This window comes from Lapidilactobacillus achengensis (assembly GCF_003946655.1).
GTDB lineage: Bacteria > Bacillota > Bacilli > Lactobacillales > Lactobacillaceae > Lapidilactobacillus > Lapidilactobacillus achengensis.
In genome coordinates this window covers 40,429-54,948 of record NZ_RHOV01000010.1, presented here as the reverse complement: position 1 = coordinate 54,948, position 14,520 = coordinate 40,429, and the positions used below count along the sequence as shown (strand labels likewise).

Genomic DNA, 14,520 nt, shown 5'->3' with positions numbered 1-14,520 from the left:
GCTAGCCTTTTTCGCCGTTCTTTAAATCTTACTCTTTTGCTGCTTCTTTGGCAATCTCGGCACGCTTCTTTTCCCAAGCTTTCTTAGCCTTGGTTTTTTGAGTAATCGTTACTGGTGATGCTTGGATCTTCATGAATTTGAACTTAGAGCTACCTAACCCGGACCAAGCGAACGGTGCGGTGTAAGGAACAACCTTAGAAACAGATGGTGAACCGCCTAATGAGAAGACAGGGATCTGAACGGTGCTATCCAGCAATTGTGCTTCAGCAGCGGCAAAAGCCTTGTAACGCGCATTTGTATCATCAGTGATAGCTTCAGCCTTAGCTAATAAAGTAGCGTAAGTGTCCAAGCCAGCAGCCTTCTTAGCAGCCGCGTTCTTGTCAGCACCAGGTTCGATACCTAAAGTCGTTAACATCGTCCCACCATTTGGATCGTAGATATCCAAGTAGCTTGATGGATCATCGTAGTCAGGGCTCCAACCAGACGCGTTACTGATATCAAAGTCAGCTGCGGCGCCAGTCGTTGCTTGGTAAGTTGCTGCCAAGTATTTGTCTTCACTCAACATTTGAATGTCGATAACAACATTAGAAGTTCCTAAACTCTTTTCAACAGAGCTCTTGAATGACTTAGATTGGTTCAAGCTTAATTGCGCCTTTTGGTCAACAGGTAAGTCCAAGTGAATTGGGAAGGCCACGCCGGCCGCTTTCAACTCTTTCTTCGCCTGAGCGAATAACTTCTTGGCCCGATCAACGTTGTAAGTTGCGTCTTGCGCGTCAGCCAAGTTGACTGCGCCCCAAGCATCGCTGTCCAAAGCAGCTAAGTCAGTTTCAACTTGTTTGCCGTAATCTTGGCCATCGACCGAAACAAAGGCTGGCGGTGTCATTTCATTACGTAAGCTCTTAGTTTCGCCTTCCTTACCATTGACCTGAGCGTTATAGGCACCCTTGTCAAAAGCAGCTTGGATCGCTTGACGGAAGCTCTTGTTCAAGATTGCTTTCTTGGTATCGGACTTCAGTGAATCAGTCTTCTTGGAAGTTGCGCCGTATGCTTTCCGATCCAAGTTAAAGGTGAAGTTGTAAACAGATGCATCCTGGTCAGACCAGTTGATGTCATTCTTCACATCTTTAACGACTTGATCATAACCAGCTGAGTTTGGATAAACCCGAGAAGCGGTGAAGTCACCCTTCTTGAAGGATTTGTACAAGCCATCAGGGTTTGAACCATCGTTATAAGTTAACTTAACGTCTTTGACGTGAACGTTCTTCTTATCCCAATAGCTCTTGTTAGCCGCATATTCAATAACAGACTTCGAAGTGAAGTTAGCTAACGTATAAGCGCCGTTGTAAAGGATCGCGTCAGCCTTTGGTTTACCAAAGTCGCTGCCTTTTTCCTTTAAGAATTTAGCATTGACTGGGAACATGATCCCATAAGTTAATTTCGAGTTCCAATACGTTTCAGGTTGGTTCAACGTATATTCCAAAGTATAATCATCAACAGCTTTTACCCCAACTGTTGAGAAATCAGTGGTTTTACCATTGACATAATCATCCAAGCCCTTGATACTGCCTTGAACAACATATAATGTTTCCGACTTAGCGGCAACGGCATGCTTCAATGCGGTTACCCAGTCTTCAGCTTTGACAGTGGCATATTCGTTGCCTTCGCTGTCGACCCACTTAACGCCCTTGCGGATCTTGTAAGTGTAAGTCAAGCCGTCATCGCTGACTTTCCATGAGGTTGCCAAGTCAGGCTTGATCTGACCATAGCGATCATTTTCAACCAGGCCATCAATAAAGTTGGCGTAGTGTGAACTGTTGGTATTCCGCATTGAAACGGTATAGTCAAAGTTGTCTGGATCTGTCCCATAAACATAGTTGTACTGGGTCGTGCTAGTTTCCGGAATAACGCTGTTGCCACCGGTCGTTGCTGCTTTTTTGTTGCCACATGCGCCAAGCAGTGCCACACTGATCAAGGCAACTGCCAATAGCCCCTTCTTCGAATTCTTCATGTAAAAACCCTCCAAATCTAAATTCCCTCTCAGTCAAACGCTAAAAATTGCTTTCTGAAATTGATAAAATAATACAATTATTAAACTTTAATGTCAATGCTAAAATCCCAATTAATTTGGGATTCTTGACTAGATACCCGCCATCGGTAGCGTTACCAATGCCTGTATATCAACGTTAAAGCGACCAACAAAAAATATGAGAAATTATTTTATTTTCTGTCATAAATCCACCAAGTCTGACCTCCGTCTGAATCGATGATGAGAGTTAAGCTGAGCTCACTCACGTAGACCAGCCGACTAAACTCCTACTTCTTCGAGCGAAGTTGCTGGATCGCCGCCAAAATCGTCAAAATTACCCCTAAAATGAGAACAACCGCCATCGGTCCATTAAGAACCCCAGTCTTAAAGTAATCCCGTAGTAACAAGTAGCCACCCGCGACCCAAATCAAAATCGCAATCAGAATCGTTAGTGTGCGGTCGCGGCCAGAATCCCGATTGAACATACCAACTTTCCTCCCTCTCCTGATTGAATCTCATGATATTATCATCATACCATTTTTCTGAGGAAAATAGGGGCATTTTCACCAGTGTTTGTTGGATCGGCGTTAAAATATGCTTGACCGTTAATATTTATACCGATCTGACCGATTTAATGAGGAGGTCTCATTTATCATGACAGAAACAACCGTTTACAGCTTCACTGACGGCTTCCAATTAGGTAATGGACAATTCAGCAGGGAACGGCGCGAATTGCCCACACCGCAAGCCCACGACCTTCTGGTGCAGGTGGCAGCCACCGCTGTCAATCCAGTTGATACCAAACTACGGCAAACGCTGCTCGGTCCCCACGCGCACATTTTAGGCTATGACGGCGCGGGCGTGATTCTAGCGAAAGGCCCCCAAGTCGATGATTTCCAGGTTGGTGACCAGGTCTACTACGCCGGCACTACCCAGCGCCAAGGTAGTTACGCCACCGCCCAGTTGATCGACAGCCGCCTGGTCGCGGCCAAACCGACGAATCTGACGATGACCGCCGCCGCGGCCATGCCCTTGACCACCCTGACCGCCTGGGAATTACTTTTCGAACGGATGGGCTTTCCCGCCGTCAAAAACGCTAACGCAGGTCGGCGCTTGTTGATCATCAACGGCGCAGGCGGCGTCGGTTCGATCATGAGCCAGTTGGCCCATTGGAGCGGCTTCACCGTCGCCGCCACCGCCAGCCCTAAGCACTTTCCTTGGTTGCAGCAACATCAAGTCGACCTGCCCTTGGATTATCACCACGACTTGCCCACGCAACTGACAGACGCTGGTTGGCCCCAAGTCGACGCCGTGGCGATCCTCACTGAACCAACCGCCTACTTCTCTCTGGCGGCGGCGGTGATCGCGCCTTTGGGTCACGTGGGCAGCATTGTCGAAGCGACCAACGATTTACCTCTAAGGTTGTTGAAGGCCAAGAGCGCAAGTTGGCATTGGGAGTATATGTTCACTAAAACGGACTATCAAATGGAGCTGGCCACTCAGGGTCAGATCTTGGCGCGGGCCGCGCATTTGTTTACTACCGGCGAGTTGCGCAGCAATGTCACCACTGTTTTGGCTGGGCTGTCCAATGACAATTTGCTGACCGCACATCGCTTGCTGGAAACTGGCCATACTCAGGGAAAAATCGTTCTGCAGGTTATTTAATGCCACCAAAAGTAGTTTGACCGCGGCTTGCGCTGCGCGGGGCGTTGGTGGTGGGCAAGTGTGGTGGGGCTCCAGGTCGGTCTGGGGGTGGTGGAACGCTGCGGGCACGACTTGAAGCTTTTCGGAAAACCACCGAAAATCTTCAAGCTCGGCCTTATTCTAGGCGGCAGAGCCGCCAAGAATAATATCGCGGCTGACTCACCCCCAGCCCGACCTTCCGCCAGACAGATAAACAGCCCACCAATGCCAGAGTGTGAGCCGACCCGGGTAGCTCCTGAGCATTAGACTAGCAATTGTTTTGGAAGCGGCAGTTTGCTTCCGGAACAATTGCGTAGCTAAGCGCAGGGAGCTGGTTCGGCGAACACGTTTCAGTGCGGAACACAACGGGTTGACTTTGAGCATTAACCTAGCGTAGTTAAGCACAGAAGTCAGTTGCAGTTGCGCGGAGCGCGTTTCAACGTCACGCTTCGTTCCAGCCACGCAATTGGTGAACGTGGTTGGTTCGGCCAATCATACGGGCAAGACAGTTTCCGAAAATGATAACCTAAAACAAAAAATTGCCGTTCTCCAAATTGGGAGAGTGGCAATTTTTTCTTAACTTGATCCATTGGGGTCGACATCTGTTTTCCGTAATGACGCTTCAATCAAGTTCTTGTGCGTTAATAATATCTAAAACGACGCTGATTGTTTGCGCTAATTTTTGTTTACTGACCTGCTCGACAAACTTCATGCCACGTTTCTGATAATCAAAGGTGTGAAACTGTAGTGGGTTGATATACCCCTCAACATTTTGTCCATGGTAAGGGATAAAAAGAGGCGCCTTGAAGCGATTATGGTCACCGTGGGTAATCGGGCAAACTAAGGCCAGACCCGTTTTTTCGCTGTAACTATGATTACTTAATACTAGCGCGGGGCGATATTTCCTGATTTCTTGCCCTGAACTGGGATCGAAACTAACCAGAACAACATCGCCCTTGTGTGGTTGGTAAGCATCAATCCCATTCATCGGCTAGCACCTCAGAATCTCCAAGAATATCTGTCTGTCTAATATCTTCTTTAAACCAATCACCTTCAAATGGATTCCGATGCTTCAGTTGATACGTGATTGTCCCATCAGAAGATTGGCTGACAATATATTCAGCGCCTTGATAAACTTTTATACCATTTGGAACAGTTAAAACGATTGAATTACCAACATTCCTTGCTTTGACGGTCATCATCTTCGCCCCACTTTCGTATATACATAGTATATTCTCAGGCTGTCATGTTGTCAATAAATCGCCTGTCTGCGTTGGCGGTTATGTAAAACCGCAAGAGCCGGCAAGCTATGGCCAATTGATGGGGAGCCACGCACTTGACGGCCGTGGTTTGTGGTCATCAGCTTTAGATTGGTAACACCAGAATAGTTTGCCGGATAAACCAAGACAAGTACTGGACGAGTCAGCCAAATCAGTCGGCATTGCCGTCCCACAAAAAAGGTGGCGATTGTTTTGACCTCAATCTTGCAAAAGCACTCGCTACTTCGATTGCAGATAGGCTCAATTCTGCCTAGCAACCGCCTCAGGACGTGTGGCTCAGCGGTGAGATTATTCTTAGCGATTTATCGCTTAGAATAAGGCCTGATTTTGAGACAAGCCGCTGGGCTTGCGGATTGGCTCAAAACAGTGCCCACTGCGTTCCAGCCACGACAAACGTCCTGAGGCGGTTGCGTCCCCCACCCAAACCCAGCACATCTGCAATTAAGCGAAAGCGCAAAAAGGCGCCATTCCCCGGGCAAGGGAACGGCGCGTATTTAAGACAATTATTTTAAGGGGAGGAGGGTATTCGCGCGGGCAAGCGCGAATACGTTAATTAATAAAATGAAGAAAATTTGGAAAGGGTTGGTAGCAAGCGGGCAACTTGCGACCTAGCGTTTTAGGGTGTGTTCTTGCTGGCGGGCAACCAGCGTGAACACGGTGTAATCTGTAGCGGGCAACTACGATTACATTAAGTTTTAGAATTTGGATTTTTATCTAGATCGTGGTGGCGCAGCTGCTTCTTAGCATCAGTGTTGGTCGGAAGTGCGGCCGGTGGATGCGGAGCAGGTTTTGTTTGTCATGGGCATCACCTCTTGCTTTCTATGTTGATAACTATACCCAACCTTTGCGAAGAATCTCTAATGGAATTAAGCGACTTGCGCGAATAAAAATTGAAGAAAAAATGATGATCGGCCCTAAGTGTGAAGAAAATATAAAGCCGGCGCTCCCCTAACCTTCAGCAAAACGCTGAAGGATCAGGGAACGCCGGCTCTATTTAAAATGTACTTCTACGCTTAGCCACACAAAAATTCTGGAGGCATAAATCCACCTCCAAAATCTTGGCTAGGTTAATGCTCAAAGTCAACCCGTTGTGTTCCGCACTGAAACGTGTTCGCCGACCCAGCTCCCTGCGCTTAGCTACGCAATTGTTCCGGAAGCAAAGTGCAGCTTCCAAAACAATTGCTAGGCTAATGCTCAGGAGCTACCCGGGTCGGCTCACACTCTGGCGTTGGTGGTCTGTTTACTAGTTGGCGGAAGGTCGGGCTGGGGGTGAGTCAGCCGCGATATTATTGTTGGCGATTTATCGCCTACAATAAGGCCGAGCTTGAAGATTTTCGGTGGTTTTCCGAAAAGCTTCAAGTCGTGCCCGCAGCGTTCCACCACCCCCAGCCCGACCTGGAGCCCCACCACACTTGCCATCCACCAACGCCCCTGAGCGGCCGCGCTTATTTCGCGTGCAATAAGTTCTTGCTGGTGCCTGTGGTCAAAACTTCGTTGAAATTGTCATAGCTGATATTGATCATGTCGGTCAAGGCTTCTTTGGTGTAAGAACCGATATGTGGCGTCAAGATCACCCGTGGATATAAATCGATCAAAGCGGCCAAGTCGGCGTTTTTGATTGGTTGATCTTGTAGATTTTTGCCTAAATAATCCTTCTCATCGTCGATCACGTCGGCGGCGAAACCACCTAACTTGCCGGCTTGCAGGGCCGCCACGATGTCAGCCACATTAGTGACTTCCGCCCGCGCGGTGTTAACCAAGATCGCGGTCGGCTTCATCAATTTCAATAAATCGGCGTTGATGAAACGATCGTTCTCGCCCTTGATGTAAGGAACGTGTAGCGAGACGATGTCAGCCTGCGCCAGTAAGTCAGCCTGTTCAACGAAGGTCACGACTTCTTTGGCTTCATCAGATTGATAAATGTCATAGCCTAGAACTTTGGCGCCCAGCGCTTGATACGAGCGCGCTTCAGCAATCCCGATATGACCAGTGCCAATGATCCCCACGGTCAAATTACGGATCTCAGAGCTGAATTCTTCGGGCAAAACGCGGAAGTCTTTGGCCTGCGAATGATAAGCCGCGAAAGCCACGTGCCGTTGCAAGGTCAAGCCTAACGTCAACGCCAAATCAGCGACGGCGTTGGGTGAGTAAGAAGGGACCCGGGCCACTAATTGGCCATTGGCGTCAGCCGCCGCTAAGTCGATATGGTTGAACCCGACGGTGCGGGTGAAGACGTACTTGATGCCCCAGTCTTTCATTTTAGCCAGATTGGTCGCGTCGGCCACACAATTAGCCCGCAACAGCACGGCATCAGCGCCTTTCGCTGTGTCGATGTTGTCGTGATTCAAGTATTCCGGCAATAATTTCAAGTCATAGTTGTAGCGATTCAATTTTTCGAAAAATGGGACTTCGTTTTCGCGAACGCCATAAGCAACGATTTTAAACATGAAAATCCTCCTTCAGCTAATCAAAATCAAGTTCAGATACAGTCGCGCTGGTCGCGACTTGAGCCATCTCTAGAATAGACCTGTCGCGTTGATAATGGAAATGATCACGATCCAGATTGGCATCATCACCACTGCGCCGATCGTTGACAGCAGCGAGGCGTTAGAGGCCATGATCGCTTCTCGATCGAAACCGATCGCGTAGGATGACGCGACTGCGGCTGTTGGGGTTGCCATCATGATCAAGATCGTCGCCAAAGCAACTTGGTCAACAGGTAAGATATGAGTTACGGTCAGGATCAGCAACAAAACCAAGTTGATCGCTGGCACAACAATAACTTTCATGGCAGTGTAGTACCAAGAAGTTTTGTCGGAAGCCGCGTCCTTGAAGGTGATCTCGCCCAAAGTCGACCCGATTGCTAACCAAGCTAACGGCGAAGCCAAACCTGCCAAGTAAGTCAATGGCTTGTACAGCCACAGCGCTGTTTGGTCGATCCGGTAGAAGGCTACTTGGCTCATTTTCTGCGTGGCCACATTCATGGCGCTGACTTGTGGCATGTAAGGTTGCAAGATCCACAGGAACAAGCCTAAGAAGGTCGCGATAACGATTGGATTGAGAAACATCTTCTTAATGTTCTTCTTATCCATTTCCAAGCCAGACATCTTGATATACGCGTACGAATATAAGAAGATTCGGTAGCCAATGTTGAAGATCGACGCGTACATCGCGCCTTTAACGCCATAGATCGCCGAAACGATCGGGATCCCGAAGAACGTGGTCGAACCGAATGTCGTCAAGACACTGAGCACATCGCCCTTTTCTTTTGGATAGCGCAGATACATTAATTTAGTCACGAAAATCAAAACGATATAAACAACGATCCCGAAGATCAGCACGTTGATGCCCTGACGTAACGTTTTCTGATCGATCGGTGCCATAAATGAGTTGAAGGCCAACGCTGGCAGTGACACTGACAGCACGACCTTGGTCAAAACTTTCCCAAATTGGGCTGTGAAAATATTACGTTTTCTCAGAATAAAGCCCAACAAAATAATGAAGATCGTCGACGTGATGGCGCTAATGATGCTCATGTTGGTGAAAGTTTCAGCTAAAACTTTGCCAAAATCCATAATTCATAATCCTCCCAAAGATAATCATTTCTTTTGTACCACCAGTCATTATTCCACATCCAATCCCATTCAGCAACTATCTGAAACCGCAGAAAATACAGTTTTTTGTGAATAATCACTTTTTAAAAAAATCGCACAATCAACTGATTGTGCGATTAGTTCAGTATTTATTAAAATGAGTCAATCAGTCACGGGGCTTCGCGGTCAACTTTGCGCACAAAAGACGAACAATCCCTCCCGCAAACGAAATTGGCATTAAGCGAAGTCACTCACATAGCGACTCAAAAAATCTTTTACCCGAGCGGCATACTGGTCCGGATCGGCAGCATACGCGGCGGTATGACCTGCTCCCGGAACGATATAGGCCGCTTTCGGCGCTTGGCAAATTTTGTACATGTGCCGCTCTGACGCGATTGGTACATAATCGTCCTGATCACCATGGATGAACAGAGTCGGCGTGTGACTGCGCGCGACCTGGCTAGCAATGTCGCCCTCCTGCAACCGATAGTGGGCAAAATGCCGCGTCAACAAACTGGCCAGCCAAACCGTGGGCTCCTGGGGCAAATGATACTTCCCGCTGACCCGCAATTTGATTTGCGGATAAACATGATCGAAGCCACAATCGTCAACGATCGCCTGAACGTTCTCCGGCAAGTCGGCCTCGCCGCTGGCCGCCAAAACAGTGGCGCCACCCATGCTGACCCCAGCCAACACGATTGCCGTCGCCGACCCACGTTGCCGCAGGATCTCCCGACTCCAAGCCACATAATCGCGACGATCCAACCAGCCAAAGCCCAAGTTGAACCCACCACTCAAACCTTGACCGCGACTGTCTGGTAACAACAGCCCACAACCCCACTGGGCATACAAACGGGCGTAGGGGATCATTTGCTGATGAGTGTGATGATAGCCATGCGCCAGGACCACGATCGGGCGACCTGGTGTCGCTGGCGGGAGAAAGCGCGCCACCAATTGCAGGCCATCCTCGCTCTTGATCCGCCACGTTTGCCAAGCCTGTTGCTGATACCACTGGCGATCTGCGGCGCTGACTTGGGCCCAAGAGCGGTCAATATAGGCTTGCTTTTGCTTCGGTGTCGTGCGGATCGCGATCGTATAGGTTTTCCAAGCGGCGATGGCCAAGAACACCACGACCGCAATCAACACAATTAAAATAGCTATTCTCATGATGGTCAACCTCCAATAACACTTCAACGTTATTATCTGGTTTTTAAAACTAGATGTCAAATCATTGACACCAGATTTTGTGTTAGCATCATTTTGGCTAGTTGAAAGTATGATACCCGCAGCTTGCGCTGCGAAATTCGGGGTGAGCTCGCTGTGGGCGCTGTTTTGAGCCAATCCGCAAAGTGCGCGGCTTGTCTCAAAATCAGGCCTTGTCCTAAGCGGCAGAGCCGCCAAGGACAATTTCACGGCGATCTCACCCCGAATTTCTCCGCTCCAGCCGCTCAACGTTTTAGCAGCCGTTTGAGCGCTCACGCCAGTTGGCAAGCTATGGTCAATTGATGGGGAACCACGTAATTAACGACCGTGGTTAGTGGTTACAAGATTTAAATTGGTGACACCAGTGCAGTCTGTCTGATGAACAAACCTAGTTCTCAGTGAATCAACTGAATCGGGCGGTTTTCACTCATGAATTGTCTAGGGAGCAGGGAAAGATGTCAAGCCAATGCAAACTTGTACCGACCTACTAATCCAAATCCGTTGGCATTGCCGTACCACCTCAAAATGGGCAATTGTTTGACCTCTATCTTGCAAAAGCACTTCGTCAGATGCCCAACTTCGATTGCAGATAGGCGCAATTCTGCCTAGCAACCGGCTGGGACTGCGCGGCTCAGTGGTGAAATTGTCCTTGGCGGCTTTGCCGCTTAGGACAAGGCTCGATTTGAAGACAATTCCCGCTTTTGGAATTGGCTTCAAACGACGCCCACCACGTTCCAGTCCGCAACAGCAGTCCCAGCCGGTTGCGCTCACGCGCAACAACCCACCACACCTGCAAATCAAAAAAAGATCCGTTTCCCCAACCATGCGCCCTGCATAGCGGGAAACCGGATCTGCTCTATTTTTCTAATGTGGTTCTTGTTAACAATGGCTGCGAATCAAGGACGACTCTGCCGTTGACGATTGGTCAAGATCCGCCAAGATGCGCGCCACGATTGCCAGAGATTGCTGTCGGAGTAGACCAGCACGTTGGCTCGATAGAAGATCAGCGAAACGTAGTAAAGCAGCACCAGCACCACGACGGAGATCAGCAGTGACAGCCAACCGGCGCTAACGCTCATCGCCTCAGCGGAGACGCGCGCAGGCGCCAAGATCGGCGAAAGTAGCGGCACGAAGGCAGTCACCTTGATCAGGGGGTTGTTGACGCCATTGCCGGCCATGATGCCCAAGATATAAGCGAGTACCGCCACCATTGACAGTGGGGTGATCGCCTGTTGCGCCTGCTCAACCGTTGAGACCAATGACCCTAACATCGCCGCCAAAACTGTGTAGGTCATAATGCCAACGATCAGAAATAGGCCGGTCAGTACCAGTTGGCCCGCCGCTAAACCTGGCAATTTGAAATTGCTCAGCATGCTTTTGACCGCGGGAAAGGCTTGGAATAGGTAGTGGGTCACTAGCGGCTTGCCCACCAAACCCAAAACCACATAAACGCCGAGCTGAGTCATGATCAGCGCCAGGATCGCCACGATCTTGCCGATGAATTGCGTGTTGACGTTGATGCTGGATAGGACGATTTCCATGATCCGCGTGCCCTTTTCCGCCGCGACCTCACTGGCGATCATTCCCGCGTACATCATAATGAACATCATCATCAACACCGAGACCGCTGTCGCCACGATCGTATTGACCACCTGCTGGTTATTGTCGCGTTTCTCGGCCTTGCCTTGGTCATTGAAGGCGACCGTGGTCTGCGTGGTCTTGATCGGCGCCAGTAACGTCTGCAAGGCGGCCCCGCTGAGTTGCAAGCGCTCGGCCTGATACTGCAAGCTCAATTGATTGAATTGCGCGTCCAGAGTCGAAAATGGCAGGCCTTGCCCACTGGCACGACTAACGTAGCTGACTTTCATCTGATTGTTCTGACTGGTCAAAACCGCGTAGCCATCCAATTTCGAGCGACTCAACGCCTGTTTGGCCTGCGCTTCTGTGGTGATTTTAGTGGCCCGTTGATAGGCGTCGTTTTTCTTAGGCAAACTGGCCACCAGCGGCGCTAACTCGGCTTGCGGCGTGACCAAGGCCACATTTACTGGCTGCTGCGTTTTGACAATGCCGATCGTGATCACCCCGCCGATCAGCAGAAAGACCAGTGGTGCTAAAACCATCCAAATATAGGTGCCACTTTTCAAATTCTTCAAATAAACTTGACGAAAAACTATTCGGAATTTACTCATGGTCCGCACCCGCTTTCAACTTGAAGATCTCCTCTAACGTTGGCGGTTGTTGGCTAAACTCCGGCAAATAGCCTTGCGCCGTCACTAACTTGAACACCTCGCGACCCACCGCTTCATCCGCCAACGTCAACTCTAAATCATGACGCCGCGGCGTGATCCGAACCACACCAGGGATCGCCGCTAACTGTTCTTGCGGCAGCGTTGTTTCCACATAAACCTTGATGCGCCCGAATTGCTGACGCACCTGATCCACGGTCCCATTCAAAACCATTTCGCCTTGGCGCAGCATCACCAACTGATCGCTGACCTGTTCCACATTGGTCATATTGTGATCCGAATAAATGATCGCCGCGCCCTCGCGTTTCATGTCCAGCATGCCTTCCCGCAACAAACTAACATTGACAGGATCCAACCCACTAAAAGGTTCATCCAAAATAATTAACTTGGGATGATGGATCAAAGTTGCGATCAACTGTATCTTTTGCGCGTTACCCTTGGATAAATCACGAATCTTGTCCGTTGGCTTCGCTTTGACCGCGAACCGGTCCAACCAACGCGGTACTTCCGCTCGGATCGTCGCCCGCTTCATGCCCCGCAGTTCCGCGAAATAACTGATCTGATCCATCACCGTCATTTTCGGAAACAGACCGCGCTCCTCAGGCAAATAGCCCAACTGATTATACTGAGCCTGTGTAAACGGCTGCCCCTGCCATCGGATCTGGCCCTGATCAGGTTCAATAAAGTTCAAGATCATCCGAAAAGTCGTCGTTTTCCCGGCGCCGTTTTGCCCGATCAAGCCCAGGATCTCCCCCGGATTCAGGGTGAAATCAACGTGATCAACTGCCGTCATCGTACCAAACTTCTTTACTAGGTCATGCACCATTAACACCGGCACCAACCCCTCTCCCTTGAATGGCAAAAGCTTACCTGATTTATCTGGCTTTTACAAGCACTAAGTATTTAAAATAAATAGCGCTTGATTTAAAATCAAGCGCTCACCACGCAACCGCTTAATAACGTTGCTGATAACGGAGGCACAACCGCGTTCCGATTAACAAGATTCCGAAATCAACCACGATCAAATATCGTTTTGCCCCTGGTATTAGAAAAACCAAAGCCGCGAACAAAATCAGACCGCCCATGATATATCCCAAGGCACAGAACTCAAACAAGCGCTGTGGCAAACGAAAGTTGACCTCTATCAAAATAAACAAGGCCAAGGTCACCACCGCAAAGATTTCCACCGCAAGCTCTAACATGACATTTATCCCCCCATCAGTTCGGTCTTTGATTAAAAGCTTAGCGGTCAAGTCACTGGGTTTCAAGGGGTGGGCGTGGGGATAAGCGGCTTTATTCAAGAAGATTCTTGGAGAAAAAGTGATTGGTCGTGGACTTGGCGGGTATTGTTTGAATTGCTTTGGAAACGACCGGCTTCCTATGTTTGATTCTTCGCTTGATTGCGGGTTTGGTGGGTGTTGCGCGTGAGCGCAACCGGCTGGGACTGCTGATGCGGACTGGAACGTGGTGGGCATCGTTTTGAGCCAATCCGCAAAACCCGCGGCTTGTCTCAAAATCGAGCCTTGTCCTAAGCGGCAAAGCCGCCAAGGACAATTTCACCACTGAGCCGCGCAGTCCCAGCCGGTTGCTAGGCAGAATTGAGCTTATCTGCAATCAAGACGAAGGATCTGACGAAGTGGTTTTGCGAGCTAGAGATCAAACAATTGCCCTTTTTGTGGTGGTACGGCAACACCAACGGATTCCAGAGGCCCTGTGCTTAATTGCAGGTATGCCGGGTTTGGATGGTGACGCAACCGCCTCAGGACGTTTGTTGTGGCTGGAACGCAGTGGGCACTGTTTTGAGCCACACGTCCTGAGGCGGTTGCTAGGCGGAATTGAGCTTATCTGCAATTGAAGTTGGGTATCTGACGAAGTGGTTTTGCGAGCGAGAGGTCAAACAATTGCACGTTTTTGGGATGGTACGGCAATGACAACTAATTTGGATCAGTAGGTCGGTACATTTTGCGTAGGCTGAACAGTCTCTACTTGTTTCCTTAACAATCCCTGGGTAGAACCCGCACGATTCAGTTGATTCACTGAGAACTAACTCTGTTCATCAGACAGACTGTACTGGTGTCACCAATTTAAAGCTTGTAACCACTAACCACGGTCGTCAATTACGTGGCTCCCCATCAATTGACCATAGCTTGCCAGACGGCGTAAGGGCTCAAACGAATAAGTTAACGTTGAGCGGCTGGAGCGGAGCGTGGCGCTGGTGGTCTGTTTACTCGTTTGGCGGAAGGTCGGGCTGGGGGTGAGTCAGCCGCGATATTATTGTTGGCGATTTATCGCCTACAATAAGGCCGAGTTTTGAGATTTTCGGCGCTCTTCCGAAAAGCTCAAAATCGTGCCCGCCGCGTTCCACCACCCCCAGCCCGACCTGGAGCCCCACCACACTTGCCAACCACCAACGCCACGCGCAGCGCAAGCTGCGAGCATCATACTTTCAAGCCATCCCAAGCGGGGCGGGCGCGTGGCTTGTTTTTGGC

Annotated in this window: 13 protein-coding genes; 1 reads left to right on the top strand and 12 read right to left on the bottom strand. The window is 49.6% G+C overall.

All coding sequences use genetic code 11. From position 1 onward, the window contains the following. Positions 1–28: 28 nt before the first annotated feature. Both EKM94_RS07095 and EKM94_RS07090 read right to left on the bottom strand, forming a co-directional pair. Positions 29–2,008 carry a peptide ABC transporter substrate-binding protein gene (locus EKM94_RS07095; protein ID WP_125599618.1) on the bottom strand — a complete coding sequence of 660 codons (1,980 nt, stop codon included), beginning with the start codon at positions 2,006–2,008 and terminating at the stop codon, positions 29–31. A gap of 305 nt (positions 2,009–2,313) precedes the next feature. Beyond that, complete coding sequence (locus EKM94_RS07090; protein ID WP_125599615.1) at positions 2,314–2,511, bottom strand: hypothetical protein; 198 nt, start codon at positions 2,509–2,511, stop codon at positions 2,314–2,316. A 169-nt stretch (positions 2,512–2,680) separates the two neighbouring features. Here EKM94_RS07090 and EKM94_RS07085 point away from each other — a divergent pair, with 169 nt between their 5' ends. Beyond that, a complete protein-coding gene (locus tag EKM94_RS07085; RefSeq protein WP_125599612.1) occupies positions 2,681–3,691 on the top strand; it encodes a zinc-binding alcohol dehydrogenase family protein in 1,011 nt (336 codons plus the stop codon). Positions 3,692–4,331: 640 nt separating this feature from the next. Here the strand turns inward: EKM94_RS07085 and EKM94_RS07080 are convergent. From EKM94_RS07080 to EKM94_RS07035, 10 genes are all read right to left on the bottom strand, one after another. Next, positions 4,332–4,697 (bottom strand): type II toxin-antitoxin system PemK/MazF family toxin, encoded by a 366-nt coding sequence (locus tag EKM94_RS07080; RefSeq protein ID WP_125599610.1) that lies wholly within the window; start codon positions 4,695–4,697, stop codon positions 4,332–4,334. Continuing rightward, positions 4,684–4,908 carry a type II toxin-antitoxin system PemI/MazE family antitoxin gene (mazE, locus tag EKM94_RS07075; protein WP_125599606.1) on the bottom strand — a complete coding sequence of 75 codons (225 nt, stop codon included), beginning with the start codon at positions 4,906–4,908 and terminating at the stop codon, positions 4,684–4,686. The genes EKM94_RS07080 and mazE overlap by 14 nt, the downstream gene beginning before the upstream one ends. 1,526 nt (positions 4,909–6,434) lie before the next feature. Beyond that, positions 6,435–7,436, bottom strand: a complete 1,002-nt coding sequence (locus EKM94_RS07070; protein ID WP_125599603.1) for an NAD(P)-dependent oxidoreductase — start codon at positions 7,434–7,436, stop codon at positions 6,435–6,437. 69 nt (positions 7,437–7,505) lie between these two features. Continuing rightward, positions 7,506–8,564: an AEC family transporter gene (locus EKM94_RS07065; RefSeq protein ID WP_125599600.1), complete on the bottom strand. Its 1,059-nt coding sequence runs from the start codon at positions 8,562–8,564 to the stop codon at positions 7,506–7,508. Between the two features lie 255 nt (positions 8,565–8,819). After that, a complete protein-coding gene (locus tag EKM94_RS07060) occupies positions 8,820–10,061 on the bottom strand; it encodes an alpha/beta hydrolase (RefSeq protein WP_164511146.1) in 1,242 nt (413 codons plus the stop codon). A 162-nt stretch (positions 10,062–10,223) separates the two neighbouring features. After that, positions 10,224–10,502 carry a hypothetical protein gene (locus EKM94_RS07055; RefSeq protein WP_125599595.1) on the bottom strand — a complete coding sequence of 93 codons (279 nt, stop codon included), beginning with the start codon at positions 10,500–10,502 and terminating at the stop codon, positions 10,224–10,226. Between the two features lie 179 nt (positions 10,503–10,681). Then, positions 10,682–11,974: an ABC transporter permease gene (locus EKM94_RS07050; RefSeq protein WP_125599593.1), complete on the bottom strand. Its 1,293-nt coding sequence runs from the start codon at positions 11,972–11,974 to the stop codon at positions 10,682–10,684. Next, positions 11,967–12,863 (bottom strand): ABC transporter ATP-binding protein, encoded by an 897-nt coding sequence (locus EKM94_RS07045; protein WP_125599591.1) that lies wholly within the window; start codon positions 12,861–12,863, stop codon positions 11,967–11,969. The genes EKM94_RS07050 and EKM94_RS07045 overlap by 8 nt, the downstream gene beginning before the upstream one ends. Positions 12,864–12,984: 121 nt before the next feature. Then, the gene (locus tag EKM94_RS07040; RefSeq protein ID WP_125599589.1) at positions 12,985–13,233 is read right to left on the bottom strand and encodes a hypothetical protein; all 249 of its coding nucleotides are present in this window, start codon (positions 13,231–13,233) and stop codon (positions 12,985–12,987) included. Between the two features lie 91 nt (positions 13,234–13,324). Continuing rightward, positions 13,325–13,591 (bottom strand): hypothetical protein, encoded by a 267-nt coding sequence (locus EKM94_RS07035; protein ID WP_125599586.1) that lies wholly within the window; start codon positions 13,589–13,591, stop codon positions 13,325–13,327. Positions 13,592–14,520 lie beyond the last annotated feature (929 nt).

What these genes read in the sequence shown, in the direction of transcription:
- EKM94_RS07065 (WP_125599600.1), bottom strand. Translation starts at nt 8,564, where the DNA reads ATGGATTTTGGCAAAGTTTTAGCTGAAACTTTCACCAACATGAGCATC.
- EKM94_RS07070 (WP_125599603.1), bottom strand. Translation starts at nt 7,436, where the DNA reads ATGTTTAAAATCGTTGCTTATGGCGTTCGCGAAAACGAAGTCCCATTT.
- mazE (WP_125599606.1), bottom strand. Translation starts at nt 4,908, where the DNA reads ATGACCGTCAAAGCAAGGAATGTTGGTAATTCAATCGTTTTAACTGTT.
- EKM94_RS07085 (WP_125599612.1), top strand. Translation starts at nt 2,681, where the DNA reads ATGACAGAAACAACCGTTTACAGCTTCACTGACGGCTTCCAATTAGGT.
- EKM94_RS07095 (WP_125599618.1), bottom strand. Translation starts at nt 2,008, where the DNA reads ATGAAGAATTCGAAGAAGGGGCTATTGGCAGTTGCCTTGATCAGTGTG.
- EKM94_RS07090 (WP_125599615.1), bottom strand. Translation starts at nt 2,511, where the DNA reads ATGTTCAATCGGGATTCTGGCCGCGACCGCACACTAACGATTCTGATT.
- EKM94_RS07050 (WP_125599593.1), bottom strand. Translation starts at nt 11,974, where the DNA reads ATGAGTAAATTCCGAATAGTTTTTCGTCAAGTTTATTTGAAGAATTTG.
- EKM94_RS07040 (WP_125599589.1), bottom strand. Translation starts at nt 13,233, where the DNA reads ATGTTAGAGCTTGCGGTGGAAATCTTTGCGGTGGTGACCTTGGCCTTG.
- EKM94_RS07080 (WP_125599610.1), bottom strand. Translation starts at nt 4,697, where the DNA reads ATGAATGGGATTGATGCTTACCAACCACACAAGGGCGATGTTGTTCTG.